We start from the raw sequence: 26,356 nt of genomic DNA, 5'->3' as shown, positions 1-26,356 counted from the left end.
TGACACACGCCTCTCCCGTCACCAACGGCGACACGTCGATCTCTTGACATGCGCGCCCCGAAGGACAACTCTTTCGCTAAAGAGAACGTGTTCTCGTATGGGCGAACGGAGCTGGGGAGCGGCCCGGCGTACGGCCCGTCTCTGAGAGGAACGCACATGACGTCGATCGATGAGTTCCGGGCCAGGGCACGAGCCTGGCTGGAGCAGAACGCCAAGCCCTTCGACGAGGCCGCCGGCCACGACGGCGAGGGGACCTCCGTTCCGCTGGAAGAATCCAAGCGCTTCCAGAAAGCACTGTGGGAAGCGGGATTCGCCGGCATCACCTGGCCCAAGGAGTACGGCGGGCAGGGGCTGGGCGCCGAGGAGCTGATCGCCTTCAACCAGGAGGCCGCCGACTTCGAGCTGCCCACCGGCCCGTTCGTCATCGGCCTCGGCATGCCGGGGCCGACGATCCTCGAGCTAGGCACGGAGGAGCAGAAGAGGCGCCACCTGCCCCCGATGCTGCGCGGCGAGGAGATCTGGTGTCAGCTCTTCTCCGAGCCGAGCGCCGGCTCGGACGTCGCGAGCCTGCAGACCACGGCCACCCGCACCGAGACCGGCTGGGTCGTCAACGGCCAGAAGGTGTGGACCTCCGGCGCCCAGTACAGCGACTTCGGCGCCATCCTCGCCCGCACCGACCCCACCGTGCCCAAGCACAAGGGCATCACGATGTTCATCGTCGACATGCGCCATCCGGGGGTCACCGTGCGGCCTCTGGTGGTGGCCACCGGGCACGCGCCGTTCAACGAGGTGTTCTTCGACAACGTCGAGGTGCCCGCGGACGCCGTGATCGGCGAGGTCGACAAGGGTTGGGACGCCGCGGTGGTGATGCTCCGCAACGAGCGGGTCGCCATCGGCGCCGGAGGTCGCGCGCGCACCAACGCGCTCGGCTACGACTCGCTGCTCGAGGCGGCCCGCACCCGCGGCCTGGAGAGCGAGCCCGCCATCCGGCGCAGGCTGGCGCTGTTGTACGCCCGCGAGTCCGCGCTCACGGCGTACGGGCGGGTGCTGCACGAGGAGACCACCGCCGGCATCCAGATCGGCGCACGCGGCTCCGCCGCGAAGCTCGCCGGCGCCGAGCTGGCCCTGTGGGCCGCGGACCTGGCGCAGGACATCCTCGGCAGCGACCTCGCCCTCGGGTCGGCGGACCTCGACCGGGTGGTCGCGGCCGTCGTGGGCGCTCCCGGCGGCGCCGTCGCCGGCGGGACCAACGAGATTCAGCGCAACATCATCGGCGAACGGGTGCTCGGCCTGCCGAAGGACCCAGGGGTCGACCGGAACACCCCCTTCAACCAGCTGAAGCTCTCCCGCTGACACCCTCAGGAGCTCACGTGTCACTCATCTTCACCGACGACCAGAAGAGCCTGGCTCAGACGGTCAAGCGCTTCGTCGCCGACCGCACGCCGCTGCCGAAGGTCCGCGAGGTCATCGGCGGCGACCGGTCGTACGACCCGGAGGTCTGGGCCGGCCTGGCCGGCACTCTCGGCCTGGCCGGACTGACCATCCCCGAGGAGTACGGCGGCGCCGGGGCCACCCACGCGGATCTGTCGGCGGCGCTGCGGGAGCTGGGCGCGGGGCTCGTGCCCTCGCCGCTCCTGGCGTGCGTCCTGGCGGCCGGCACGCTCGTCGCCCTCGGCGACGAGGAGGTCAAGCGGAAGCTGCTGCCCCGGCTCGCCGAGGGTCACGTCGTCGGCACGCTGGCCGTCAGCGAGCCGGGGAACCGGCAGTGGATCCCGGCGCGGCCGGCGACCTCCGCCGTGCGGTCCGGCGGTGGTTTCGCCCTGTCCGGCACCAAGGTGGCGGTGCTCAACGGCGCGGAGGCCGAGGTCCTGCTCGTCCAGGCCGCCGGCCATGAAGGCACGGGTGTGTACCTCGTGGAGCGCCCGGCCGACGGCCTGACGGTGACCAAGGACGACGGGGTGGACCCGACCCGCGGCACGGCCACCGTGACGTTCGACGGCACGGCGGCCCGGCTCGTCGCCGGGGACGCCGCCGCCGCACTCGACCACGTGACCGACCTGGCGAACCTCGCGATCGCCTCGGAGCAGTCCGGGGCCATGGGCGCCTGCCTGGCGATGACCACGGAATTCGCCAAGATCCGCTACACGTTCGGCCAGCCCATCGGGGCCTACCAGGGCGTCAAGCACAAGCTGGCCGACATGTACAACCTGTGGGCGCTCTCCGACGCGGCACTGCGGGAGGCGACGCGAGCGGCCGACGAGGAGCCGGCGAAGCTCGGCGCGGCCGCCGCGGCGGCGCGGGCGCTGACGTCGCACGGCTACCTGGCCTCCGCCAAGAACACCATGCTGCTGCACGGCGGCATCGGCTTCACCTGGGAACACGACGCCCACTTCTTCTACAAGAACGCCATCGCCGGCAACGTCCTGGCCGGCGACGCCGACTACCAGCTGGACCGGCTCGCCGACAAGCTCGGCATCTAGAACACGCGCGTGGCGGTGGGCGACCGGGCCACCCACCGCCGTGCGGCCGTGCCTACCTGCCGGCCGCCGCCTCCACGGGCAGCAGCCGCTTGGCGGCGAACTTCAGGCGATCCTCGACGTATTCCGGCGTCATCCGGCCGTTCAGCCAGGCGACGACGCTGCTGCTCCACAACGACTCGAGCATGTGCAGCACGCGGTACTCGGCCGGGGTGGTGCGGTGCTCCGGGCCCCAGGCCGCCAGCGCCATGAGGTCGGCCAGGGCGGCGGAGTCGTCACCGCTGATCAGGGGCGAGCCGTCGTCCGGCTGCTCGCCCAGGGGCTTGGGGATGTGGTACGCGCTGAGCGCGGCGTGCGCGAACCCGCGGTTGTACTGCATCGCCCGGAACGCGCGGTGCAGCACCTCGGCGGCCCGTCCCTCAGGGGTGCGCTGCCGCGGCGGGCGCTGCAGGATGTCCTTGCGCAGCTCGCCCAGCTGCACCTGGATGGCCGCGCTGAGCAGCGCGTCCTTGGAGGGGTAGTAGCGGTAGAGCGTCGACAGGGCGACCCCCGCAATGCGGGCGACCTCGCGCATCTGGACCGCTTCATACCCGCCTCGAGTGGCCAGCGCCATGCCGGCTTCCAGGACGCGTTCGACGCGAAATGCCCGGGCCTCCGGCGTGCGTCCATGCCTGTTGACGCGGGTCATGTCTGTAAAGAGTACACGTTCTCGTGAGGGGCCGGGCAAGCGCCGGAGGCGGGGCTCCGGCGCTTGCCGCGGCTCAGCCCTGGTGGCGCGAGAGCACCAGGCTGCCGGCCGCGGCGAAGAACATCCCGACGCCCTGGACGAAGCTGACGCCGATGTCCGGGAGCTGCTCGACGGCCTCGCCGCGGAGCTGGCGCACGGCCTCCTGGATGGCGAACATGCCGTACATGCCGGTGTGGGTGTACGACAGGCCGCCGCCGTTGGTGTTCATCGGCAGCGAGCCGTCCTTGAGCGTGTTCCCCTCCGCGACGAAGTCGCCCGACTCGCCGCGTCCGACGAACCCGAGGTCCTCCAGCATGTAGAGCGGCACGTGGGCGAAGGCGTCGTAGGCCATGAAGTGGTCCACGTCCGACCGGGTGATCCCCGCCGTCCTGAACGCCTCCTCGCCGGCCCTGCGGAAGGCCAGGAACGAGCCCGGGTCCGCCATCTGCGAGACCAGCGGCCCCTCGGCCGACTCTCCCGAGCCGAGCAGGTACACCGCGCGCTCGCCGCCCGGCATGTCCTTCGCCCGCTCCGCGCTCGTGAGCACGAGCGCGCCGCCGCCGTCGGTCACCACACAGCACATGTCCCTGGTGAACGGGTACGCGATCGGCGGTCCCGCCAGCACCTCCTCCACCGAGGTGGGCTTGCGCCGGAAGGCGCGCGGGTTGTTCAGCGCCCACGTCCGCTGCGCCACGACGACATGGGCCAGGTGCTCCCGGGTCATGCCGCGCTCGTGCAGGAAGCGCAGCGCGGGCAGGGTGAACGTGGAGTACGGGGTCTGGGCTCCGTAGACGGCCTCGAACTGCCCGGCCGCCGAAGCCGGGTTGGGCGCCCAGGGCGCCACGCCGACGCGCGAACGGCCGGACTCGCCATGGGTGATGAGCACGACGTCGGCGGCGCCGGCCGCGATCGCCGCCGCCGCATGGCGCACGTGCAGCATGAAACTGCAGCCGCCGACCATGGTCCCGTCGAGCCAGCGCGGCTGGATGCCGAGGTGGTGGGAGACCTCCAGGGCGAACGGACCGGCGGTGGCGACCCCGTCGACGTCCTTGACCGTGAGCCCGGCGTCGGCGAGCGCGTTCCTGGCCGCCTCGGCGTGCAGGCCGAGCACGGGCACGTCGGGCCGGACCCCGACCTCGGTGGTCTCCGAGGCGCCGACGACGGCGATGTCGCCGCGGTGCATCGACGTCATCACGCCACCGCCTTGGCGGCGGCGAACACCGGGAGCGTGAAGTTCTCGCGTTCGACGAACGTGACCTTGAGCGGCATGTCGAGCTCCAGTTTCTCGGGGTCGGGTTCCACTCCGACGATGTTCGTCATCATGTGCGGCCCCTCGGCGAGTTCCACCAGCGCCACGATGACCGGGGTGCCGGGGTCGAAGGGCGGCAGCGGCCGGTAGTTGATCACGTACGACAGCAGTCGCGCGTCACCGCTGACGGTCGTCCACTCCACGTCGCCGGAGCCGCACCGGGGGCAGAACGGGCGCGGGTAGAAGTAGTGCCGCGCGCAGGAGACGCAGCGCTGGATGCGCAGCTGCTTGTTCGCGGCGCCCTCCCAGAAGGGCAGGGTCTCCGGAGTGGGTGCGGGGGCCGGGCCGGGCATGGCGTTTCCTTTCGCTGGAGGAAGGAGCGGAGTGCCTGAGGAGCGGCTGAGTGTTTCGCGCATCACCAGGGAGCCGACCACGCCGACGCCCAGCATCAGGGTGGTCAGGAGGAAGGCGGCCTCGAAGGAGAGGACATCGGCGATCGCGCCGGCGACCAGGGGGCCGATGATGGCGCCGGCGTCGGACGCCATGCTGAACCACGCCACGTTCCTGGCGCGGCTGTGGCCGCTGATGTCGGCCAGCACGGAGGCCGGCGTCGTGGACAGGCCGGCGCCGGCCAGGCCGAGGAGCACCATGGAGGCGACGAAGGCCGCTTCGCTGGACGTCACGGCCAGCAGCCCCACGGCGACGGTGCCGGTCAGACCGGCCGTGATCATCGCCGGCCGCCTTCCCCGGGCGTCCGCCCACTGCCCGAACACCGGCACGAAGACCAGCTGGGTGACGGCCGTGCTCAGCATCGCCAGGCCGACGAAGGTGCCACTGCCGCCCAGCTCGTTGGTGCCCAACATTGGGATCACCGAGTTGCGCATCCCGTAGAACAGCCAGCCCGTGCCGAAGCTCGCGACCAGGATCGCGACGAGGGCGCGCAGGTACACGCCACGGGAAAGGGCCGGCGCCGACCGGTTCTCGGCCGGCGCCGGCCTGCCGTCCGGCTGCTCGGCGGGGCGCGAAGGGGTGAGCATGAAGTGGGAGATCCCCGCGGCGACGAACAGGGCCACCCCGTAGAACAGGAAGGGGAGGCGAGCGTTCACGTCGGCCAGCACGCCGCCGATCCCGGGGCCCGCGATGGCGCCGAGCATGAACCCCGTCTGGTAGACGCTCACCGCGTTCCCCCGGGCGTCCGGCGGCGCCAGGCGCAGGACCAGGGCCATGGCGGCGATGGTGAACGCCGAGCTGCCCATCCCGCCGACCGCCCGCAGGGCGATGAGCAGGGTGAAGTTCGGCGCGAGGCCGGCGACGACCATCGTGGCTCCCTGCAGCCACAGGCCCCAGGCGATGACCCGGCGCTCACCGAAGCGCTGCACGAACCGGCTGTTGACCACGGCCGTGGCCAGCCGGAACACCGCGAACGCGCTGATCGCCGCGCCCACGGCCGTGTTGCCCGCCCCGAACATGTCCGCGAGGAGCGGCAGAGCGGGCGCGACGACCCCGAAACCGAGCGCGACGACGAACGAGATCAGGGTGCAGACCCGCAGCTCCGGAGGCAGCGTCCTGAAACGCTTCATCAGACAGCCATCCAGGTGATTCGGTGCGTCATGGGCGAGCCGGAGGGCAGGACTGGCCGCCAAGAGCCAAAGATAACACGTTCTTCTTGGTTGGCCAGGATGAGCTGTCTCAGGGGAGAGGAGCCCTTGTTCACACTGTCGTAACGTGTTCTACTTGATGCCTGACCAGTGCTGTGGTGCATCTCCGTCGAACCTGGTGACCGGTCGTGGCACCGCCGCACGACCCTCCGCTCCGAAAGGCATTCCATGGGATCTCTCGACGGCAGGGTGGCCATCATCACCGGTGCCGGCCGCGGCATCGGCGCGTCCATCAGCCGCATGTTCGCCCAGCAGGGTGCGAAGCTCGTACTCAACGACCTCGGCGCCGAGCCGGACGGCAGCGGCGGCGACGCCGGTCCCGCGCAGGACATCGCCGACGAGATCAACGGCCTCGGCGGCCAGGCCGTCGCGGACGCGGGCGACATCGCCGACACCGCGACCGGCCGGCGCCTCGTCGAGATGGCCGTCGCGCATCACGGGAAGCTCGACGTCGTCGTCAACGTCGCCGGCATCCTCCGCGACCGGATGATCTTCAACCTGCCCGACGACGACTGGGACGCGGTCATCAGGGTGCACCTGCGCGGCCACTTCAGCACCATCAAGCCCGCCGCCGCCTACTGGCGGGAGCAGCGCAACCCGGACGGCCACTACCGGATCATCAACTTCACCTCCGACTCGGCCCTGCAGGGCTCCCCCGGCCAGCCCAACTACGCCGCCGCGAAGATGGGCATCATCGGGCTGACCGCGTCCCTCGCCAACGGCCTGGCCCGGTACGGCGTGACGGCGAACGCCATCGCGCCCGGCGCCGCCACCCGCCTGACCGCCACCGTCCCGGACGAGAAGAAGATCGGCGAATCCTCCGGCGCCGAGCTCATGTCGCCGGACAACGTCGCGCCGATCGTCACCTACCTCGCCGGCACCGAGTCGGACTGGCTGTCGGGCCGCACCCTCGGCGCGTCCGGCCACGAGGTGAAACTCTGGAACAACCCCGAGGTCGTGGAGACCATCAGCGCCGACGGGCCGTGGGACCTGCAGGACCTCGCGGACAAGGCCGCGAAGTTCTTCCGCCCGAAGGCGGACGGCCTGCACCCCTCGATCTTCATGGGACAGCTCCCCAAGTGAGCTGAGGACGTACGAACACGGGGGTTGCCTGGAAGCGCTCGGGTGATCCGCGCGGGCGGCCATGAGCGACCAGGCGTCGAGGGGATCGTCACCGAAGTTCAGCCGACAGGAGAGGGACGCATGATGTCCTCTACTCATCACTCGACCACGGCACCCATCGGCTTCTACGAGATCGCCGCCGCCGACCCCGGCCGGCGGGCCGTCATCGATCCCGACGGATCTGTGCTCACCTTCGGTGAGCTCCTGGCGCGGGTCAACCGCGTCTCGCGTGCCCTGCGCTCCCACGGCCTCTCGACCGGCGACGCCGTCGCCGTGGCGGTGCACAACGGTCACGAGTACCTGGAGATGATGCTGGCCACCGGCCAGGTCGGCATGTACTTCGTCCCGGTCAACTGGCGGCTGACCCCGGCCGAGATGCTCTACATCGTCCGCGACTCCGGGGCCAAGGCCGTGCTCGTGGACGCCGAGCAGGCGCGTACGCTGCCTGTCGAGTCGCTGCCGGAGCACCGGTTCGTGATCGGCGGCGAGGTGGACGGGTGGCGGCCGTACCAGTCGTTCGGCGAGGGGGAGTCGTCGGACGCGCCGCCGGATCGCCGGTTCGGCAGCGTGATGGGCTACACCTCGGGCACCACCGGCAATCCCAAAGGCGTGCGCACCGCCCTTCCTGACCTTCCTCCCGAGCCGGTGATCCAGTCGACGTACGTGGCGCTGGCCGCCCGTTACGAGGTCACCCTCGACGCGGGCGTGCACCTGGTGTGCTCGCCGATCTACCACGCCGCCCCGTCCGGGCACGCCTACGCCTACCTGAACGTCGGTCACACGGTCGTCATCCAGGGCAAATTCGACCCCGAGGGCGTGTTGCGGGCCTTCGAACGGCACCGGGTGACCAGCGTCCACATGGTCCCGACCCACTTCCACCGCATGCTGCGCCTGCCGGAGGAGGTCCGGTCGAAGTACGACCTGTCCAGCCTGGAGGCGGTGATCCACGCGGGCGCGCCGTGCCCCGTGGCCATCAAGCAGCAGATGATCGAGTGGCTGGGGCCCGTCCTGTGGGAGTACCTCGCGGCCACCGAGGGCGGCGTCTCGCTGGTGGGCTCGCACGAGTGGTTGCGCAAGCCCGGCACGGTGGGGCGGCCGGCGCCGAACACGATCGTCAAGATCCTCGACGAGGACGGCAAGGAGGTGCCCGCGGGGACGGAGGGCACGATCTACTTCGGCATCCCGGGGGAGCGGCCCCGCTTCGAGTACAACAACGACCCGGTCAAGACCGCCGCCAGCCGGCGCGGAGACCTGGCCACGGTCGGCGACTACGGGTACTTCGACGAGGACGGTTACGTGTTCCTCCTCGACCGGCGTACCGACCTGATCATCTCCGGGGGCGTGAACATCTACCCCGCCGAGATCGAGCAGCAGCTCATCACGCATCCCGCCGTCGCCGACGTCGCCGTCATCGGGGTCCCCGACCCCGACTGGGGACAGAGCGTGCTCGCCGTCGTCCAGCCCTCCGAGGACGCGGTTCCCGGCGACGAGCTGGCCGAGGCGCTGCGCGCCCACTGCGCCGAGCGGCTGGCCTCGTTCAAGATCCCCCGGCGGTTCGAGTTCCTGGCCGACTTCCCGCGGACGGAGACCGGCAAGCTGCAGCGCCGCAGGCTCCGTGACGCCTACGCCGGCCGATAGCCCCCAGCCGTTGAGGAGAAGCGACATGAAGGTCAGTGTTCACGGCGGCGCCGCGCCGCTGGCAGCGGCCGGAAGGTTCGCCGCATGGGCGGAGGAGGCCGGCTTCGACGCCGTCACCAGCGCCGAGGTCGACCACGACCCGTTCCTGCCGCTCGCCCTGGCCGCCCCGGCGACGAGCCGGATTCGGCTCACGACCGGGATCGCGGTGGCGTTCGCCCGCACGCCGATGACGCTCGCGTACGTCGCCCATGACCTTCAGTCGCTGTCCGGGGGACGTTTCGTCCTGGGCCTCGGCACCCAGACCAAGCCGCACATCACCCGCCGGTTCGGCATGCCCTGGAGCCATCCCGCGGCGCGGATGCGTGAGTACGTCACGGCCCTGCGCGCGATCTGGGACGACTGGAACCACGGCCGGGAGGTCCGGCACGAAGGCGAGTACTACCGGCACACCCTGATGACGGCGACTTTCCGCCCGCCGCCGCACGGCCACGGCGACCCGCCCATCCACCTCGCCGCGGTGGGCCCGCTCATGACCCGGCTGGCCGGCGAGGTGGCGGACGGGCTGATCCCGCACGGCTTCAGCACCGAGCGGTACTTCCGGGAGGTCACCGTCCCGGCCCTGGAGGAGGGCCTGGAGCGGGCCGGTCGTGACCGGGCCGAGGTGACGGTGCACTGTCCCGGGTTCGTGCACGTCTTCGGAGCGGAGGAGGACCGCGAGCGGCAGATGTTGCGCGGGAGGATCGCCTTCTACGGCTCCACCCCGGCGTACAAGGGAGTGCTCGCCCTGCACGGCTGGGAGGAGCTGCACGAGCGGCTGCACGCGTTGTCGGTCCGTCCCGAGGCCGACCGCTGGGAACGGATGGCCGACCTCGTCGACGACGAGGTCCTCGACACGTTCTGCGTGAGCGGCTCACTGGCGGAGGTGACGGCGGAGGTTTCCCGCCGCTTCGGGGGGCTGGTCGACCAGGTCCACCTCCAGCCGCCGCCGGGCATGCCGGCGGCCGAGATCCGCAAGGCCCTGACAGAGCTCCAGGACCGGGACGAGGGGGCCTGACATGGAGGTCACCGGGCGCCTGCAACTGGAGGCGTGGCGGCGCCGGACGTTGCCTCCCGTGGAGCGGGTCCGGCCGGGGCTGTGGTCGCTGCCGGTGCCCATGACGGGAAACCCGCTGCGCTACGTGCTGTGCTACGCGTTCGAGAGCGGGCCCGGAGTGACCCTCGTGGACCCCGGCTGGCCCTTCGACGGCGGCGGCGAATCGCACACGGCGGGGCTCGCCACGATCGGCGCCCGCCCCGAGGACGTGACCGGCGTGCTGGTGACCCACGCCCACCTCGACCACCACGGGCTGGCGTCCTGGGTCCGCGAGAAGTCCGGCTGCTGGGTGGCGATGCACGAGGCGGAGCAGGAGGCGCTGCGCCGGCAGGCGAACAGGGAGACGAGCGCGGCCAGGACGCGCCGCTGGCGGGACGCGGCCGGCATCCCCCCTGACGCGGACGCTGACGCTCCGCCGAGCGGGGCGAGCGGCACCACGACACCGACCGGCCTGACCGATCTCGAGGCCGACTTCTTCCTCGGCCACGGTGACGACGCCCGCATCCCGGGCCGGGACGTCCGCGCGTTGTGGACGCCCGGTCACACGCCCGGCCACCTGTGCTTCGTCTCCCCGGACGACGCCGTGATCCTCACCGGGGACCACCTGCTGCCCCGGATCACCCCCAACATCAGCGGCTACGCCTACGACACGCTCGATCCCCTCGGCGACTACCTCGACAGCCTGACCCTGCTGCCGGAGCACGACGCGTACGAGGCCCTCCCGGGCCACGAGTACCGCTTCCGCGGCATCGCGGCGCGCACGGCCACGGTCAGGGCGCACCATGATCGCCGGCTGGCGGAGATCCACAACCAGGTGGCCGGCACGCCCGGTGTGACCGCGTGGGAGATCGCCTCGCAGGTCACGTGGTCACGCGACTGGGCGGAGTATTCCGGTTTCCTGCTGACCAGCGCGGTCGGGGAGACGCTGTCACACCTGGACCACCTCGAGGCCCGCGGCGCCGTCCGCAGGCAGGGGCGCAGCCCGGTGCGCTGGTTCCCAGCCGCCCCTCAGCACGAACGCATCGGCCCGGACCGACTCCCGGAAGGAATGATCACGTGGCGCTGAACCTCGACCTGGTGGGCAAGGAATGGGACGGCGAAGGCCGCCGATGGACCTCGGCCGACGCCATCCTCTACGCGCTCGGCGTCGGCGCGGGGAGCGAGGATCCGCTGGCGGAGTTGTCGTTCACGACGGAGAACTCCCACGACGTCACCCAGCAGGTGCTGCCCACCTTCGCGGTGATGATCGGCGGCGCCGGCTCGATGCCCGCCCTCGGCGACTTCGACATCTCGCAGGTGCTGCACGCCGAACAGTCGATCACCCTGCACGGCGTGCTGCCCGTCGAGGGCGCCACCGTGACCAGGAGCCGGGTGGCCGGCTTCTACGACAAAGGGCGGCACGCCATCGCCGTGACGGAGTCGACCATCACGGACAAGGCCTCGGGAGCGGTGCTCGCCGACGTCAGCAGCGGCATCTTCATCCGCGGCGAAGGAGGCTTCGGCGGCGACCGCGGCGCCTCCGTGACCTGGCAGCGGCCGCAGGCCGAGCCGGACCACGTGGTCACCTACCGCACCCGGCCCGACCAGGCGTTGCTGTACCGGCTGAGCGGCGACCGCAATCCGCTGCACTCCGACCCCTGGCTCGCCGGGAAGGCCGGGTTCGACCGTCCGATCCTGCACGGCCTGTGCACGTTCGGCTTCACCGGCAGGGCGCTGCTGCACACCGTCTGCGGCTCCGACCCCGCCTCGTTCGGCTCCATGTCGGCGCGCTTCGCCTCTCCGGTGCTGCCCGGCGAGGAGCTGTCGGTCGCCATCTGGGACGAAGGCGAGACCTGCCGCTTCCAGACCACGGTGGCCGGGCGGGTCGTGCTCGACCACGGCACCTTCACGAAGAAGGCCGGGAGTCCAGGTGCTGCCGGACGGCGGCCATGACGGCCTGGGAGAAGGTCGCGACGACGACCTGCCCCCAGTTCTCCTGGGGTCGTTCGAGGTGGCGGAAGGTGGCGATGACGTAGCCGAGGGCGTGGTCGAGCGGCTCGGACGGGTCGTGGGCGCCGCCGGCGCGCGGCACCTCGTTGTGCGTGCTCACCACGGAGGCCACCACGAGCTCGGCGCGCAGACCGGCGTCGGGGAGTCGCCCAAGCCACTCGGCCACGAACCCCCGGAACAGCCCGCTGACAACGCACCACGCACCGCGCAGATCGCGGTCATGGGCGCGGTCGACATCCTGCGGCGCAGGCGCCTGGCCGCCGACCGACGTCCCGGACGCGCTGCGGGCCGAGCCGGTCCGCGCGTACGAGGACACCCTGGCGACGCCGTACCTGGCGGCCGAGCGCGGCTCCGTGGACGCGGTGATCCGGCCGAGCGAGCGCCCGATCCGGGCGGAACCCTCGCCGCGGCCGGCGGGCGTTGCGCCGTCCTCTTGTCAGAGGTCCCCGCGGCTGGCGGGAGTCGAGATGGAATCTTGGAGGACACCTGTGAGCCTGCGCAAGGTGCTGGTCGCCAACCGCGGTGAGATCGCCGTACGCGTCGTCCGGGCCTGCCGGGACGCCGGGATCGGCTGCGTGGCCGTCTACGCCGACCCCGACCGCGACGCCCTGCGCGTACGCGCTGGAGGGGGCGACGCCGGGGGAAGACGTACCTGGCGATCGGGAAGATCATGGAGGTGGCGGCGCGGTCCGGCGCCGACGCGGTGCACCCCGGTTACGGGTTCCTGGCCGAGAACGCCGCCTTCGCCCAGGCCGTCATCGACGCCGGGCTGGTCTGGATCGGGCCGCCCCCTTCGGCGATCACCGCGCTCGGCGACAAGGTCCGGGCCCGGCACATCGCCCAGAAGGTGGGCGCGCCCCTGGTCGCCGGCACCGAGCACCCGGTGTCCGGGGTGGACGAGGTGGTGGCGTTCGCGGCGGAGCACGGGCTGCCGATCGCGATCAAGGCGGCGTACGGCGGCGGCGGGCGCGGGCTGAAGGTGGCCCGCACCCCGGAGGAGATCCCCGGCCTGTACGAGAGCGCCGTACGCGAGGCCGTGGCCGCCTTCGGCCGGGGCGAGTGCTTCGCCGAGCGTTACCTCGACCGGCCGCGCCACGTGGAGACCCAGTGCCTGGCCGACGCGTACGGCGACGTGGTCGTGGTCTCCACCCGCGACTGCTCGCTCCAGCGCCGTCACCAGAAGCTGGTCGAGGAGGCCCCGGCCCCGTTCCTCACGCCCGAGCAGGAGGCGCTGCTGCGCGACAGCTCGAAGGCCATCCTGCGGGAGGCCGGGTACGTGGGGGCGGGGACGTGTGAGTTCCTCGTCGGTCAGGACGGCACGATCTCGTTCCTGGAGGTCAACACGAGCCTGCAGGTCGAGCACCCGGTCAGCGAGGAGGTCACGGGCATCGACCTGGTCCGCGAGATGTTCCGCATCGCGGCCGGTGAGCGGCTCGGCTACGGCGACCCGCCGTCGCGCGGGCACTCCATCGAGTTCCGGATCAACGCCGAGGACCCCGGCCGGGGCTTCCTGCCCGCACCCGGGACCATCACCGGCTGGCGCGCCCCCTCCGGTCCAGGGGTCCGCCTCGACAGCGGTTACGGGCAGGGCGAGACCGTGCCCGGAGCCTTCGACTCGCTGGTCGCCAAGCTGATCGTCACCGGCGCCACCCGCGCTCAGGCGTTGCGGCGGGTCGGGCGGGCGCCGGCCGAGTTCGGGATCGACGGCATGCCCACCGCGCTGCCGTTCCACCGGGCCGTCGTGACGGACCCGGCCTTCACCGCCGAGCCGTTCACCGTGCACACCCGCTGGATCGAGACCGAGTTCGGCAACCGGATCGCGCCGTACGCGGGACCGGTCGCGGCCGAGGAAGCGCCGGGAGCGCGGGAGCGGGTCACGGTGGAGGTGGCGGGCGAACGCCTGGAGGTCGTCCTGCCCGCCGGGCTCGCCGGCGGCGCGCGTAAGCCCGCTGCCCGCGGCGCGCCCCGGCGGGCCGGCGCGGTTCCCGCGGCGGGAGGCGACGCCCTGGTCAGCCCCATGCAGGGCACGATCGTCAAGGTCGTGGCCGCCGACGGCGACAGCGTGACGACGGGCGACATCATCGTCGTGCTGGAGGCGATGAAGATGGAGCAGCCGCTCACCGCCCACAAGGACGGCACCGTGCTCGGCATGTCGGCCGAGACGGGCGCCACAGTGGCCGCCGGCGCGGTGATCTGTGCGATCAAGGACCCCGCCTGACGCGGCCGCGGCCGAGCTGATCGGCGCCAGGGCGCAGGGCGGCACCGAGGCCATCGCCGGACACGGAGAAGGCTCCGGACGCGGTGGCATCGCACCACATCCGGAGCCCGGGAAGCGGTCAGGCTCGCCGCCGGCCTGGGGAGCGGTCAGGGCTTGTCGGCCGCGAGGGCGGCGCGGGCCGCCTCCACCTTCAGGGCGTCCCGCTCCGGGTTCGCCAGCAGGGCGAAGAGCGCGCCGCCGATGAGGACGATCCCTCCCGCCAGCATGAACACGCTGGTGTAGCCTTCGGCGGGCGGCGCGCCGGAAGCCGTGGCGGCGTCGAGGACCACGCCCGCGAGGACCGGCCCCGACACGCCGAGCAGGCCGCTCACGGCCAGGCCGATCGACAGGACGCTGGTGCGCTGCGCGGGCGGCGCGATCTGCGCGAGCGCCGGGTTGGCGATGGCGTAGATGCTCGTGGACAGGCCGTAGCCGAGCATCAGCAGGGCCATGGGGACCGCCACGCCGGAGGCGAGCGGCAGGGTCATCAGGCACAGGCCGCCGGCCGCCGCCAGGCCGCCGCCGATCAGCACGCGGACCACCCGGGACGACGCGCCGTTCTTGAGCGCCTTGTCGCCCAGCCCGCCGTACAGGAACAGGAAGATCACCGAAGTGATGCTCGGCACCCCGAACAGCGAGCCGGCCGTCACCGCGGAGAAGCCAAGACCGGCCTCGAAGTACGACGGAAGCCAGGTCATGACGATCGACACCAACATGCCGACGGAGGCGAAGATCGCCAGAAAGCCGATGAAGGTACCGGTCAGCAGGATGGAGCGCAGCGGAGCCCGCTTGCCGGCCGTCGGGTCCTCGGGGGTCTGCGGGCTTTTGGCGATCGGGGTCACCTGGTCGGAGTACGGGCCGGTCCTGCCGATGAAGGCCCAGCCGAGGCACCAGATGAAGCCCATGACGGCCACGCTGAGGAAGCCGGACTGCCAGCCGAACGCGGCGATGATCAGGACGATGATCGGGGCGAAGATCAGCTTGCCGAACGACGCTCCGGTGGTGAGCAGCGCCGCGGGCAGCCCGCGGCGCTCGTTCGGCCACCATGAGTACGCCATCGAGTGCATCACCGAGTTGGCGGGAGCCTCGGCCGCGCCGAGCATGAGCCGGGTCACCATGAGCAGACCGGCCGAGGCGGCGAAGAAGATCGGCAGCTGGAGCAGCGACCACAGCAGGACGAGCGTGAACAGGGTGCCCTTGAGCGGCAGCCGGTCGGCCACGGCCGCGAACAGCAGGGCCACGAGCGGGCCGAGCAGGCTGGCGGCGGTGCTGATGCTGCCGAACTGGGCGGCGGTCAGCCCGAGGTCGGCCATCACGGGCTGGGCGACCAGGCCGAGGATCGCCTTGTCCAGATAGGCGATGAGGGTGGAGGCGAGCAGCATGAGCGTGATGGCCCAGGCCATGACCTTGGAATGCGCCGGAGGGCCGGCCGCCGCCTCGGTGCTCGATGTTGTCGGCTCGCTCTGCGGTGGGACACGCTCGCTGACCATGGTGGGGGGCTCCTTGAACATCCGTGGCCGACTGCGCGCCCGGCGGGTGGCCGGACGGCATGAGTGACGTCGGGGTAGGGCTGATCGGCTCCGCGGCGACGGCCCGGAGCATGGTGAGGAGACGGGGGCAGGCCGGCGCGGCCGCGCGAGCGGTCCGCGCGGCTGTTGCGGGCATGACGGGTGGAGGACGCGGCGGAACGCCGCGCGCCCTGCGTGGTGATGATCAGATGCGGCCGGTTCTCCGGCGCCGTGGCGGGCCTGAAGGTGGAGCCCGGCGCGTTCAGGTTGCCGTGGCCCGCCGCCCGATCAGGTCGGGCCGGGTCTCAGGAGCCCTTCGCCGGGTGCTCCATGGGGTGATGCGGGTGCGCTGCGCGGGGGATGACGGGGCATGCGCTTCCTCCAGACCTGCCGGCGTGCGGCGGTCGCCCCGCAGGGCCGACGCCGGTGTCGGACGTCGGCTGGGTGCCGGGGTTGAGCTGGGAATTAATTTGGACGCAACATGTCTGTAAATAGAAGCTAAGTCGGCGCTCCGACCGGTGTCAAGGGTGTGCCGGGCCCGTATGAGCGCCGTGCCGGCCTATTTACAGACAATCCTTGTCTAGTTAGAGTGCGGCGGGATTCCTCGATTCGATCCCTTTGTCGCAATGCCGCACCGCCTCCTCCCGGGCGCGTCCCCGATCGGCCGGCGGAGTGCCGGCTCGCAGGTCGTTATCGCTGGAAGGGGAGATCACGATGGCGCCGAAGCTGGACCCCGCGGGCAAGGAGCGACGGGCATAATGATCAGGGCTGAACGTCGCCCCGGCCGATCAGCTTCCACAGAACGGAGTACGGTGGCGTCGCCCTTATCTCGCAGGCGATCGAACATCGCCATCGGCGCACTGGCCTTCTGCGGCATGGTCGTCGCCGTGATGTTCACCCTGATGGTGCCGATCATCCCCGAGCTTCCCCGGCTGCTGTCCGTCCCGGCCGAGGACGCCTCCTGGGTCATCACCGCCACGCTGCTGTCCTCGGCGGTGTTCACACCGGTCAGCGGGCGGCTCGGCGACATGTACGGCAAGCGCCGGATGATCGTGATCAGTCTCGCGTTGATGATCGCCGGGTCGGCGATCTGTGTCGTCTCCAGCTCGCTGCCCCTCGTGGTGCTGGGCCGTGCGCTGCAGGGCTGCGCCGTGGGCGTGATCCCGCTGGGCATCAGCATCATGCGCGACCTGCTGCCGGCCGAACGGCTCGGCTCCGCCATGGCGCTGATGAGCGCCACCATGGGCGCCGGCGGCGCGGCCGGCCTCCCGCTGGGCGCGCTGGTCGCGCAGTTCGCCGACTGGCACATGCTCTTCCTGGTGTCGGCCGGCATGGGCGTGGCCGGCCTGGTCCTGGCCCTCACGGTCGTGCCCGACTCGCGGGTGCGGGCCGGGGGACGGTTCGACCTCCTCGGCGCGGCCGGGTTGACGGCCGGCCTGGTGTGCTTCCTGCTGCCCATCAGCAAAGGCGGCAGCTGGGGCTGGACCAGCCCGCTCACCCTCGGCCTGTTCGCCGCCTCGGCCGTGGTCTTCCTCGTCTGGGGTTTCGTCCAGCTGAGGATCAGCGATGCGCTGGTCGACCTGCGGACGACCGCACGGCCCCAGGTGCTGATCACGAACCTGACGTCCATCGCCTTCGGCTTCTCCATGTTCGGAATGAGCCTGGTGTTCCCCCTGGTGCTCCAGGCCCCGTCGGCCACCGGCTACGGAATGGGGCTGTCCCTGCTCGAGGCCGGGTTGTGCATGGCCGTGGGCGGCGCGCTGATGATCGTCCTTTCCCCCGTGTCGGCCCGCGTCACCGGCGCCTACGGGCCCAAGGTGACCCTCGTGATCGGCGCTCTGCTCATGCTCGCCGGCTACGGCAGCGCGCTGTTCCTGATGGACGAGATCTGGCACGTCGTCCTGGCCGCGACGATCGTCTCCTCCGGAGCCGGTCTCGGCTACGCCGCCATGCCCGCCTCGATCATGGGCGCGGTGCCCACGTCGGAGACGGCCGCGGCCAACGGCATCAACGCCCTCATGCGCGCCATCGGCACCTCCACGGCCAGCGCGGTGATCAGCGCGGTCCTCGCCGCCGCGACCGTCCAGCGCGGCGCCTTCTCGCTGCCCTCGCAGAACGGGCTCCACCTGGCCCTGATCATCACCGCCGTCTCGGCGACCGTCGCCATGATCATCGCCGCGCTCCTGCCCCGGCGCCGCCGGCGTCCGGAACCCGCCCGGGCGCACCCCGACGGCCGGGCCGAGGCCGTCCCGACCAGGCCCGCGCCGTAGCGCTTCACCCGCTGAGCTGATCACGAATCTGGCACACTGTGCCTGTGAGCGGACGAGGTCGGCGGCCGGATCCCGGTCTGGAGTCGCGGGTGCACGGCGCGGCGCTGGAGCTGTACGGAGAGGTCGGCTGGGCCGGATTCACCATCGACGCCGTGGCCCGCCGGGCGCGCGTGGGCAAGGCCGCCATGTACAACCGCTGGGAGAGCAAGGACAAACTGATCGCCGACGCCCTGACCAGCTGGCTGTCGAAGAGCCTCCCGCCGAGCCGTACGGGCCCCCTGCGGAAGAACCTGCTCGACATGGCCACCGACATCCTCGACAGCTACCTGGAGCCCAGAGGCCTGGTCTACCTCAGGGCCCAGGTCGAGGCCAGGGTGTATCCCGAACTGTTCGGGCAGGCGCTGGAGACGTTCCAGCGCGAGCGCATCCGCCGGGGCCGCGCGATCGTGCTCGCCGCCATCGAACGGGGCGAGCTCCCGGGCGGCACGTCCCCCGCACTCGTGCTGGACGCGCTCGCCGGCATCCTCACCAACCACTTCCTGTCGACGCCGACGAGCCAGATCCCCACCCTCCTCGAACACAAGACCAAGTACGTCGAGGAGACCGTGGACTTCGTCCTCTCCGCCGTCGGCTACCGTGCCCCCGGCGCCTGACAGCATCCGCATCGCCCCTGGCCGGCCTCGAACCGGCACACACCAAGCCACCATCACGTATGACAGCGCCGCAGGTTCAAGGGCAGTCGCGCGCGATCCATGGCTGCGAGCTGAACTTGCCCTCCACCTTGGCCAGGCACGGTTGCCCCTCGGTGGCACGCAGCACCTGGATCGCCTTGTCCACAGGCGTCCGCGGCGCCTCGGAATCCGAGTAGTCCAGGTCGCCGCTGACCCCGCTGACCAGCCCCTTGCCGCGGATGTCGGCCAGCCCGGCGACGATGCCCTGGGTCTTCAGCGTGACCGCGTCCTTCGCCAGCACGTTCGCCGCCGCCTGCCGGATCACCGCGAGCGCGTCGAACGTCAGCAACGCCCGGCCGTCACGGTTCTCCTCGCAGGCGCCCCCGAACAGACCGTTGTAGCGGATGTAGAAGCCGCTCTGTCTCCGGGTCGCCTGGCAGTCGGCGCCCCACAGCGCGCTGCTGGCCAGCGTCATGTACTCCAGCCGCAGCCCCGGGTACTTGCGGTTGGCGCCCGACAGGACGAAACGGGAGACGTCATCGGTGGCCAGGATGCGCGGGTAGCGGTTCTGGCAGGCGAGCTTCATGCCGGTCAGGAACTGTTCGAAGCGCTCCGCACGCCCCGCGTAGACGACGATCTCGTCCGGGCGTTCCGCGGCCTGGCAGGCCCTTCTGCCCAGTTGGCCGACACTTTCGCCCGGACCCTCATCGGTCACGCGGTAGCCCGCGTGATCGCTGATCTCCACCCCCGCGACCGGCAACTCGTCGCGCATGGCGGTGGCGAGCTCGGCGCTGTAGGTGTCGTCCGGGTCTGCCGAGTAGTACACGCGGGCCCGCCGGGCACGCAGGTCCGCCGAGGCGTACCCGGCGGCGAAGACGGCCTGGCGCCGGTTGCCCGGACTCACCTGGTAGTAGTAGGGCGAGGCGTCGATCAGCTCGTCCGCCGTGGTCGCCGAGCCGACGGACGGCAGGCCCGCTTGACCCAGTCGCTGGACCGCGTCGATCGTCTGCTGCGTGCTCAGCCCCAGCCCGACAACGCCGACGATCCGCGGGTCCCGGCGCGCCTCCGCTACGATCTTCTGTGCGGCGCGGTCCGCGTATTCCATGTTCGCGCCCGCATTGGCCAGCAGCAGCCGGATCGGGGCGTCTTCCTCCAGTGACTCCTGCTGCGCGATCGCCAGCCCGCGCAACTCCTCACGGGCGACCCGCACGCCCTGCTCGTTGCCAGGGGACAGGATCGTCAGGTGGACCACGGTGATGTGCTTCGGATTGAGCACCACCTTCGCGTTGGTTTCCTTGATCTTGTCGATGGCTCCGCCCAGCTCTTTCGTGTCGACCAGCGGCGGGTCCTCGCCTGCCAGCCCCACGCACTGCTTCCCGTCGTCGCCCAGATCCTCGAGGGTCATGGCATCGAGCACACCCGGCGGCCAGGCCCGCACCGACGGCGACCACCACGGTCGGCAGAACTCGTGACTGGAGACCGGCACCGCCACGACGCCTGCGACCAGCAAACCCAGCCCCACGAACGACATCCACGGCACCCGCTGAGGAGGTCGCAACTTCATGACCCGGTCGCGGACTGTCGCCGGCGGCGCATTCGTAGGGATCGCGAACGGAAGCAGCCAGACGCGGTCTCGCCTCGGCGCCTCCTTCAGCCCCTCGTGCCACCCCATGTAGGCGGCCTCCGGACTGCCGGGTGCCGCCTCCTCCTGAGCACGCGCGTCGACATCGGATGCCGCGTGCGGGCCCGCGGCGACGACGAGCAGCGGATCCTTCTTGAACGTGCCGCGGCGGGGCCGGCTGTTCCGCACGTCCTTGATCGCCCGGAGCAGGTCGGTCGTCGCTTCTCCGCTCTCGCACCCCAGCAGGAGGACCGGGTAGGTGCGGCGGCGCCGTCCGCGGCCGAACAGGCCGCCTCTGCTGTACGCTCGCCGCAGATCCTCCAACAGCGCATCGGCGAGCAGCGCGTTCACTTGCTGCCGCGTCGGCGCTTGGCCCTCGATCCCCGCGAACCTCTTGGCCAGGGTGAACAGACTGCCCTTGAGAGGCTCCGGCTCGTCTCGGCGCCTCTCCTGCTGCCGGCTTTCGCCCCGGTGCTCGAACCACCTCTGCGGTCCGAACACCGTGTCAGCGATGTGCAGGACCAAGCGCGGCAACACGGACGCGGGTAGCTTGATCCACCAGGGCAGGTCGCTGATGGTGGCCAGGGGCACCCTGATCTGCGCGTCTTCCCGGAGCTCCTGCCCCTCGTAGAAGAGCTCGTATTGGGAGAAGTGGGCGGAGAGCTGGGCGACGACCTCGTCCTCCGACAGCCGTTCGCGTCCCTCCCGCTGGAGGGTCGCCAGCCACGAGGCGAGCGCGAAATGCGGCGCGCCCCGCCCTCTGCCGAGGCGGTTCCCCTGGAAGAACTGCGCCGCCGCGGCGGCCAGCAGTTGTTCCACTCCTTGCTCGGCCGCCACGTGGGAGGGCGCGACCATGACGCACTGGCGCGCCCCGCGCAGTCGATGCGCCGTCCAGCGCTCGTGCAAGGCCGTCAGCAGCCTCCTCGACTCTGCCGGAGGCTCCGCGACGTGAAGGTGAACGATGGGGAGCAGCTTCTCCCGGTTGAGTGGCCAGGGGCGCCGGGCGAGAGCGTAGAGCCATTCCAGGAACTCTGGCGCGCCATCGAATACCAGTTCAGGTCGGTCTATTGGCATGACACTCCGCGATCTTTCGAAACTGCGCGATCTCTCGGAAGAAGAGGGGGGCGGTGACGCTTGATCTTTTGCAGAAGATTACTCATATGGAGCCCGCCGGCAGCAGAATTCCGGCAACGTGCGCGTCATTCGCAGGCCTGCCCGGCCGATATCCGCGTCGGCTGTGCCCGTTGCGTCTACCTCAGGGAATTTCCACTCCTGGATTGCACTGCTCAGCGGCGCACTCGCTCAGCCACCGCCGCTCGACAGGCGAATCCGAGGCCAAGGCCGGATCCGTCGACGATGCAGAAAAGGCCGTCGCCCGCTGATCACCGTCGCCTGGGACAAGGAGTCGTGCACCACTCAGGTGTGAGGCGACCAACGGCAGCGGATCGTGTTCAGCAGCGGACATGTGTGTCAGCCGCATCCTTGTTTCGCCAAGGGAAGTGCCGCAGGTATCTCCGCGGCACGGTGTGAGCGATCGGCATCGCCCCCTTGCCGGCGGCCGAACAGTTACTCGCCGGCCGCTCCAGCCCGTACCTCAAGGAGGGGCATGAGCGGCCCTGTTGGCCGGATCGGTGAGGTTGAGCCTCGTAGCGTGAGCCGCCGAGCGAGGCCGCAACCTCGGAGAAGGCCTGTTCGGCGGTACGGCCTGCGCCGATCAGGAGGCCAGTCCAGTCGCCGTCACCGATCAGGTACGGGGGAGGTCCCCCGAAAGCGCGGGTCGTGGCCGCTCCAGGTGGCGCCCTCTGGAGCGTGGCAAGTGAACATCGGCTCATCGTGGCGCACGCACCACACCTTGCCGACATGAGCGCCACCTGAATGACCAGGCCGGCCCCAGGCCCGAACCTGGTTGGTCGGTAAGGGACCACACCGGTCGGACCGCGATCGTCAGCGGGGACGGTGCCGATCCGTCCGCGGGTGACGCGTCACAGGAAGGCGCTGACCTGGGTGGCGAACTCCTCCGGGGTGACGATGCGGACTCCGAGGGACTCGGCCTTCGTTCGTTTGGAGCGGGCCTTCTCGCCGGCCACCAGCAGGGAGGTCTTGGCGGACACGCTGGAGGAGGCCTTGCCGCCGGCGCGTTCGATCAGTTCGTTGACCTCGTTGCGGCTCAGCGCCGCCAGCGGGCCGGTCATCGTGCCGGTCACCACCACCGACATGGCCGACAACGGCAGCTCGACCGCCGTCTGCGCCGGCTGCTCCGCGGACGGCGGTGTCGCGCCCGGCTCCACCATGGTGACCCCGGCCCGGACGAGCTTGTCGATCAGCGGGGCCAGCTCGGCCAGCTCGGCCACCACGACCGGCGCCTTCTCCGGGCCGATGCCGTCGACCTGCTGGATCGCTTCGGCGTCGGCCGCGCGGATGGCGTCCATCGTGGCGAAGTGGCGCGCGATGCGGCGGCTCATCGAGCGGCCGGTGCCGCGTACGCCGAGCGCCGCGAACACCCTGCTCAGCGGCCGGGACCGGGCCTGGTCGAGAGCGGCGAGCAGGTTGTCGGCGCTGGTCTGGCCCATGCGCTCCAGGTCGAGCAGCTGCTCGCGGGTCAGGAAGAACAGGTCGGCGAAGTCGGCGATCAGCCCGGCGTCGAGCAGTTGCCTGATGCGGTTTTCCGCCAGCCCTTCGATGTCGAGCTGGTCGCGGCCGGCGGCGTAGACGATGGAGGCGATCGCACGGCAGTCGCGGCCGCGCACGCAGCGCCAGCGCTCCTGCGAGGCGTCGATGTCGCCCCCGCAGGACGGGCAGACCTCCGGGATCGGGATGGGCTGCTCGTCGCCCGTGCGCAGGTGGACGACCGGCGCCTCCACCCGCGGGATCACGTCGCCCGCCTTGTAGACGGTGACGCTGTCGCCCAGCATCAGGCCGCGCCGGGTGATGTCGGCGACGTTGTGGAGCGTGGCGTACGTGACGACGCTGCCGTCGAGCTCGACCGGCTCCAGCACCGCGCGCGGGGCGATGACGCCGGTGCGGCCGGTGTTCCACTCCACGGCCAGCAGCTTGGTGATCTTTTCCGTGGCGGGCAGTTTGTAGGCCACCGCCCAGCGCGGCGCCCGCGAGCTGAACCCCGCCTCGGCCTGGTCGGCGGCCAGGTCGCACTTGATCACGATGCCGTCGATGCCGAACGGCAGCTCCGCCCGCGCCGCCGCGATCTCGCCGACCCGCTCCTGCACCCGCTCCAGCGTCCCGGCGGCGATGCCGGCCACCGGCGTCGCGGCGGTGGTCTGCACGCCCTGCCCGGCCACCCACTCCATGATCTGGCTGTGCGGCAGCTCGCGCAGCCGCACGTGAAGGATCCCAAATCTGCTGACGTCCCTCGTGCCCGTGACCTGCGTCGCGTCGGTTGTCCCAATCGAATGTCATCAGTCTCAGTCCCAGCCTGATGACATTTCTGGGTCACCGAACACGCTCACTTCGCTCAAGCTTGATGTGGATTTCGGTGACGAGCCGACATGCTGTTGCGCCGTGTCACCACGCCCAGAAGGACTTAATTGCACATGAGTAGACTTTTCGGGCCCACTGTAGGTCGCGGGCAGCCTCGCAGCCGCCGTGCCGGGCCAGCGTTGAGGCACCGCAGTCTGATCGTCGGCGAAAGGGGCTCTGGGCTCGGAATTGTCGGTGGCGACCGGCATTGTGGTGTCATGACCGAGATGCCCCCCTTTACCGTCCTCGCCGATGACACGGCCTACGCCGAGGCCGTCCAACTCGCCGTCGACTCCGCCGCCGCCTACTACGCCGACGGCACCTCCACACTTGACGACGACGCCTACGACCGGCTGGTGCGGGGCATCCAGGCGTACGAGGAGGCCCACCCCGAATCGGTGCTGCCGTCCTCACCGACGGGCAAGGTGGCCGGCGGCGCCGTGGTGGGCGACATTCCGCACACCGTGCCCATGCTGAGCCTCGACAACGTGTTCGGCGCTGACCAGCTTGGCGACTGGGCGGCGGGGCTGGAGCGTCGGCTCGCGCGCCCAGTCACGGCGTGGAGCGTGGAGCCCAAACTCGACGGCCTGGCGATCTCGGCCCGCTACCGAAACGGGCGGCTCGCGCAGCTGGTCACGCGCGGCGACGGGATGGCGGGCGAGGATGTCTCGCACGCCATCGGCACCATCGTCGGCCTGCCTGCCCGGCTGGCCGAGCCTGTTACGGTGGAGCTGCGCGGCGAGGTCATGATGACCACCACCCAGTTCGAGGAAGCGTGCGCCAAGCGACAGGCCCACGACGGCAGCACCTTCGCCAACCCGCGCAGCGCCGCCGCGGGCACGTTGCGCGCCCAGGACAGGCCATACGTCTGCGAGCTGACATTCTTCGCTTATGGGGCAATGCCACCTTCCGGCGATGACTCCGAACTGGCAGTGCGCCTGCGCGAGCTGCCGCACAGCGGGGTTATGGAATGGGTGGCCGGGCAGGGCGTGCAGACCACGGCGGCCACCCCGGTGGCCGGCATCGTGGCCGAGACGCTGGAGCGGGTGCAGGAGCGCGTCGGTGAGATCGCCGCGGCCCGCGCGACGCTGCCGTTCGGCATCGACGGCATCGTGATCAAGTGCGACCTGGCGGCCGACCAGGCCGAGGCGGGGTTCAGCTCGCGGGCGCCGCGCTGGGCGGTGGCCTACAAGCTGCCCGCCACCGAGAAGATCACCAAGCTGGTCGGCGTGGAGTGGAACACCGGCCGCACCGGCATCATCGCCCCGCGCGCGGTGCTGGAGCCGGTCGAGCTCGACGGCAGCGTCGTCACCTACGCCACCCTCCACAATGCCGCCGACATCACCCGCCGCGGCCTGATGCTCGGCGACAGCGTCACCGTCTACAAGGCGGGCGACGTGATCCCACGCGTCGAAGCGCCGGTCGTCCACCTGCGCACCGGCGACGAGCGGTCGATCCCGATCCCGGAGGTCTGCCCCAACTGCGGCAGCGACATCGACAAGTCGCAGGAGCGGTGGCGGTGCGTCCAGGGGCGCGACTGCCTCGCCCTGGCCTCCATCGTCTACGCCGTGGGCCGCGACCAGCTCGACATCGAAGGGCTCGCCAAAAGCCGCATCGAGCAGATGCTCGAAGCTGGCTTCATCGCCGACTTCGCCGACCTGTTCACGCTGACTCGCGAGCAGCTGCTCAGTCTCGAGCGCATGGGCGAGACCAGCACCGCCAAGCTGCTGGCCGCCATCGAGCGGGCCAAAGGCCAGCCGCTCAGCCGGGTGTTCTGCGCGCTGGGCGTGCGCGGCACCGGCCGTTCCATGAGCCGCCGCATCGCCCGCCACTTCGCCGCCATGGACGCCATCCGGGCCGCCGACGCCGAGGCCATCCAGCAGGTCGAGGGCATGGGGCCAGAGAAGGCGCCGGTCGTGGTCGCCGAGCTGATCGAGATCGCGCCGCTCATCGACAAGCTGGTCGCGGCCGGGGTCAACATGACCGAGCCCGGCGCCACCCCGCTCGCGGCCGCTCCCTCCGACGCCGACGGCGCGGGCGCGACGGAGTCCGGAGAGGCGGCGACGATGGAGAGGGCAGCGGAGGTGGAGGCGGCAGAGCGGCCGCTGGCCGGGCTGACCGTCGTCGTCACCGGTTCGATGACCGGCAAGCTGGAGGCGCTGTCCCGCAACGAGATCAACGAGCTCATCGAGCGCGCGGGCGGCCGGGCGTCCTCCAGCGTGTCGGCGAAGACGAGCGTGGTGGTGGCAGGAGAGAAGGCCGGCTCCAAGCGGGCCAAGGCCGAGACGCTCGGCGTGCGCGTCGTCACCCCTGACGACTTCGCCGCCCAGGTGGCCGCCTTCCTGTAGACCCTGAAAACGCTGGCGGGTGGGTCGACTGATGCCAGCAGGCCGGAGAGTCTGAGCGGTTGCGTGCCAGGTGTGCCGCGCTCGTGGCGGAACTGGCTGTGGCCCAGCACCAGCGCGAGGAGGCGGTAACGGCGGCGGCAGTTGCCGAGAGGCTGCTCCGAGAGCGGGAAGCGTCATTTCTCCAACTGGATGGTAACCACCCCGGTTAGCCTCATCCAGGCTTTCAGCAAGAGCGGCCCTCTGCCCGTCGCAAG

The 26,356-nt window shown here is 71.0% G+C and carries 17 protein-coding genes and 1 pseudogene; 11 read left to right on the top strand and 7 right to left on the bottom strand.

The genetic code is table 11. The features are described 5' to 3' along the window. The first annotated feature begins 156 nt into the window (after positions 1–156). Entirely contained in the window at positions 157–1,353 is a 1,197-nt protein-coding gene (locus ACIBP6_RS09510; protein ID WP_397050468.1) for an acyl-CoA dehydrogenase family protein, read from the top strand. A gap of 17 nt (positions 1,354–1,370) precedes the next feature. Continuing rightward, a complete protein-coding gene (locus ACIBP6_RS09505; RefSeq protein ID WP_397050466.1) occupies positions 1,371–2,480 on the top strand; it encodes an acyl-CoA dehydrogenase family protein in 1,110 nt (369 codons plus the stop codon). A 52-nt stretch (positions 2,481–2,532) separates the two neighbouring features. Here ACIBP6_RS09505 and ACIBP6_RS09500 read toward each other — a convergent pair whose 3' ends face one another. From ACIBP6_RS09500 to ACIBP6_RS09490, 3 genes are all read right to left on the bottom strand, one after another. Further along, positions 2,533–3,165 carry a TetR family transcriptional regulator gene (locus ACIBP6_RS09500; RefSeq protein WP_397050464.1) on the bottom strand — a complete coding sequence of 211 codons (633 nt, stop codon included), beginning with the start codon at positions 3,163–3,165 and terminating at the stop codon, positions 2,533–2,535. Positions 3,166–3,238: 73 nt separating this feature from the next. Then, on the bottom strand, positions 3,239–4,396 hold the full coding sequence (locus ACIBP6_RS09495; RefSeq protein ID WP_397050462.1) for a thiolase C-terminal domain-containing protein: 1,158 nt from the start codon (positions 4,394–4,396) through the stop codon (positions 3,239–3,241). Next, positions 4,396–6,033, bottom strand: a complete 1,638-nt coding sequence (locus ACIBP6_RS09490; protein ID WP_397050460.1) for an MFS transporter — start codon at positions 6,031–6,033, stop codon at positions 4,396–4,398. Before ACIBP6_RS09490 ends, ACIBP6_RS09495 begins: the two co-directional genes overlap by 1 nt. A gap of 246 nt (positions 6,034–6,279) precedes the next feature. Here ACIBP6_RS09490 and ACIBP6_RS09485 point away from each other — a divergent pair, with 246 nt between their 5' ends. The 5 genes from ACIBP6_RS09485 (at position 6,280) to ACIBP6_RS09465 (ending at position 11,896) form a co-directional block, all read left to right on the top strand. After that, positions 6,280–7,194: an SDR family NAD(P)-dependent oxidoreductase gene (locus ACIBP6_RS09485; protein WP_397050458.1), complete on the top strand. Its 915-nt coding sequence runs from the start codon at positions 6,280–6,282 to the stop codon at positions 7,192–7,194. 123 nt (positions 7,195–7,317) lie between these two features. Next, positions 7,318–8,871 carry an AMP-binding protein gene (locus ACIBP6_RS09480; protein WP_397050456.1) on the top strand — a complete coding sequence of 518 codons (1,554 nt, stop codon included), beginning with the start codon at positions 7,318–7,320 and terminating at the stop codon, positions 8,869–8,871. 25 nt (positions 8,872–8,896) lie between these two features. Further along, the gene (locus ACIBP6_RS09475; RefSeq protein ID WP_397050454.1) at positions 8,897–9,925 is read left to right on the top strand and encodes a TIGR03617 family F420-dependent LLM class oxidoreductase; all 1,029 of its coding nucleotides are present in this window, start codon (positions 8,897–8,899) and stop codon (positions 9,923–9,925) included. A gap of 1 nt (position 9,926) precedes the next feature. Continuing rightward, positions 9,927–11,030 carry an MBL fold metallo-hydrolase gene (locus ACIBP6_RS09470; RefSeq protein WP_397050452.1) on the top strand — a complete coding sequence of 368 codons (1,104 nt, stop codon included), beginning with the start codon at positions 9,927–9,929 and terminating at the stop codon, positions 11,028–11,030. After that, entirely contained in the window at positions 11,021–11,896 is an 876-nt protein-coding gene (locus ACIBP6_RS09465) for a MaoC/PaaZ C-terminal domain-containing protein (protein WP_397050450.1), read from the top strand. Before ACIBP6_RS09470 ends, ACIBP6_RS09465 begins: the two co-directional genes overlap by 10 nt. Here ACIBP6_RS09465 and ACIBP6_RS09460 read toward each other — a convergent pair. After that, on the bottom strand, positions 11,850–12,269 hold the full coding sequence (locus ACIBP6_RS09460; RefSeq protein WP_397050448.1) for a hypothetical protein: 420 nt from the start codon (positions 12,267–12,269) through the stop codon (positions 11,850–11,852). The two genes, ACIBP6_RS09465 and ACIBP6_RS09460, sit on opposite strands and share 47 nt — an antisense overlap. Positions 12,270–12,447: 178 nt before the next feature. On the opposite strand from ACIBP6_RS09460, the pseudogene ACIBP6_RS09455 reads away from it, so the two are divergent. Further along, a pseudogene (locus ACIBP6_RS09455) lies at positions 12,448–14,171 on the top strand (acetyl/propionyl/methylcrotonyl-CoA carboxylase subunit alpha). Between the two features lie 146 nt (positions 14,172–14,317). On the opposite strand, the gene ACIBP6_RS09450 reads toward ACIBP6_RS09455, so the two are convergent. Continuing rightward, on the bottom strand, positions 14,318–15,700 hold the full coding sequence (locus ACIBP6_RS09450; RefSeq protein WP_397050446.1) for an MFS transporter: 1,383 nt from the start codon (positions 15,698–15,700) through the stop codon (positions 14,318–14,320). A gap of 830 nt (positions 15,701–16,530) precedes the next feature. Here ACIBP6_RS09450 and ACIBP6_RS09445 point away from each other — a divergent pair. Further along, positions 16,531–17,988: an MFS transporter gene (locus ACIBP6_RS09445; protein ID WP_397050444.1), complete on the top strand. Its 1,458-nt coding sequence runs from the start codon at positions 16,531–16,533 to the stop codon at positions 17,986–17,988. 44 nt (positions 17,989–18,032) lie between these two features. Next, on the top strand, positions 18,033–18,641 hold the full coding sequence (locus ACIBP6_RS09440; protein WP_397050442.1) for a TetR/AcrR family transcriptional regulator: 609 nt from the start codon (positions 18,033–18,035) through the stop codon (positions 18,639–18,641). Positions 18,642–18,717: 76 nt separating this feature from the next. Here ACIBP6_RS09440 and ACIBP6_RS09435 read toward each other — a convergent pair whose 3' ends face one another. Further along, on the bottom strand, positions 18,718–21,354 hold the full coding sequence (locus ACIBP6_RS09435) for a hypothetical protein (RefSeq protein WP_397050440.1): 2,637 nt from the start codon (positions 21,352–21,354) through the stop codon (positions 18,718–18,720). Between the two features lie 908 nt (positions 21,355–22,262). Then, a complete protein-coding gene (ligA, locus tag ACIBP6_RS09430; RefSeq protein ID WP_397050438.1) occupies positions 22,263–23,618 on the bottom strand; it encodes an NAD-dependent DNA ligase LigA in 1,356 nt (451 codons plus the stop codon). 354 nt (positions 23,619–23,972) lie between these two features. Here ligA (ACIBP6_RS09430) and ligA (ACIBP6_RS09425) point away from each other — a divergent pair, with 354 nt between their 5' ends. Further along, complete coding sequence (gene ligA / locus ACIBP6_RS09425) at positions 23,973–26,102, top strand: NAD-dependent DNA ligase LigA (RefSeq protein WP_397050436.1); 2,130 nt, start codon at positions 23,973–23,975, stop codon at positions 26,100–26,102. Positions 26,103–26,356 lie beyond the last annotated feature (254 nt).

Source organism: Nonomuraea terrae, assembly GCF_044465245.1.
Classification (GTDB): domain Bacteria; phylum Actinomycetota; class Actinomycetes; order Streptosporangiales; family Streptosporangiaceae; genus Nonomuraea; species Nonomuraea terrae.
Note: the sequence above shows the minus strand (reverse complement) of the source record. Positions and strands in the feature narration are given on the sequence as shown.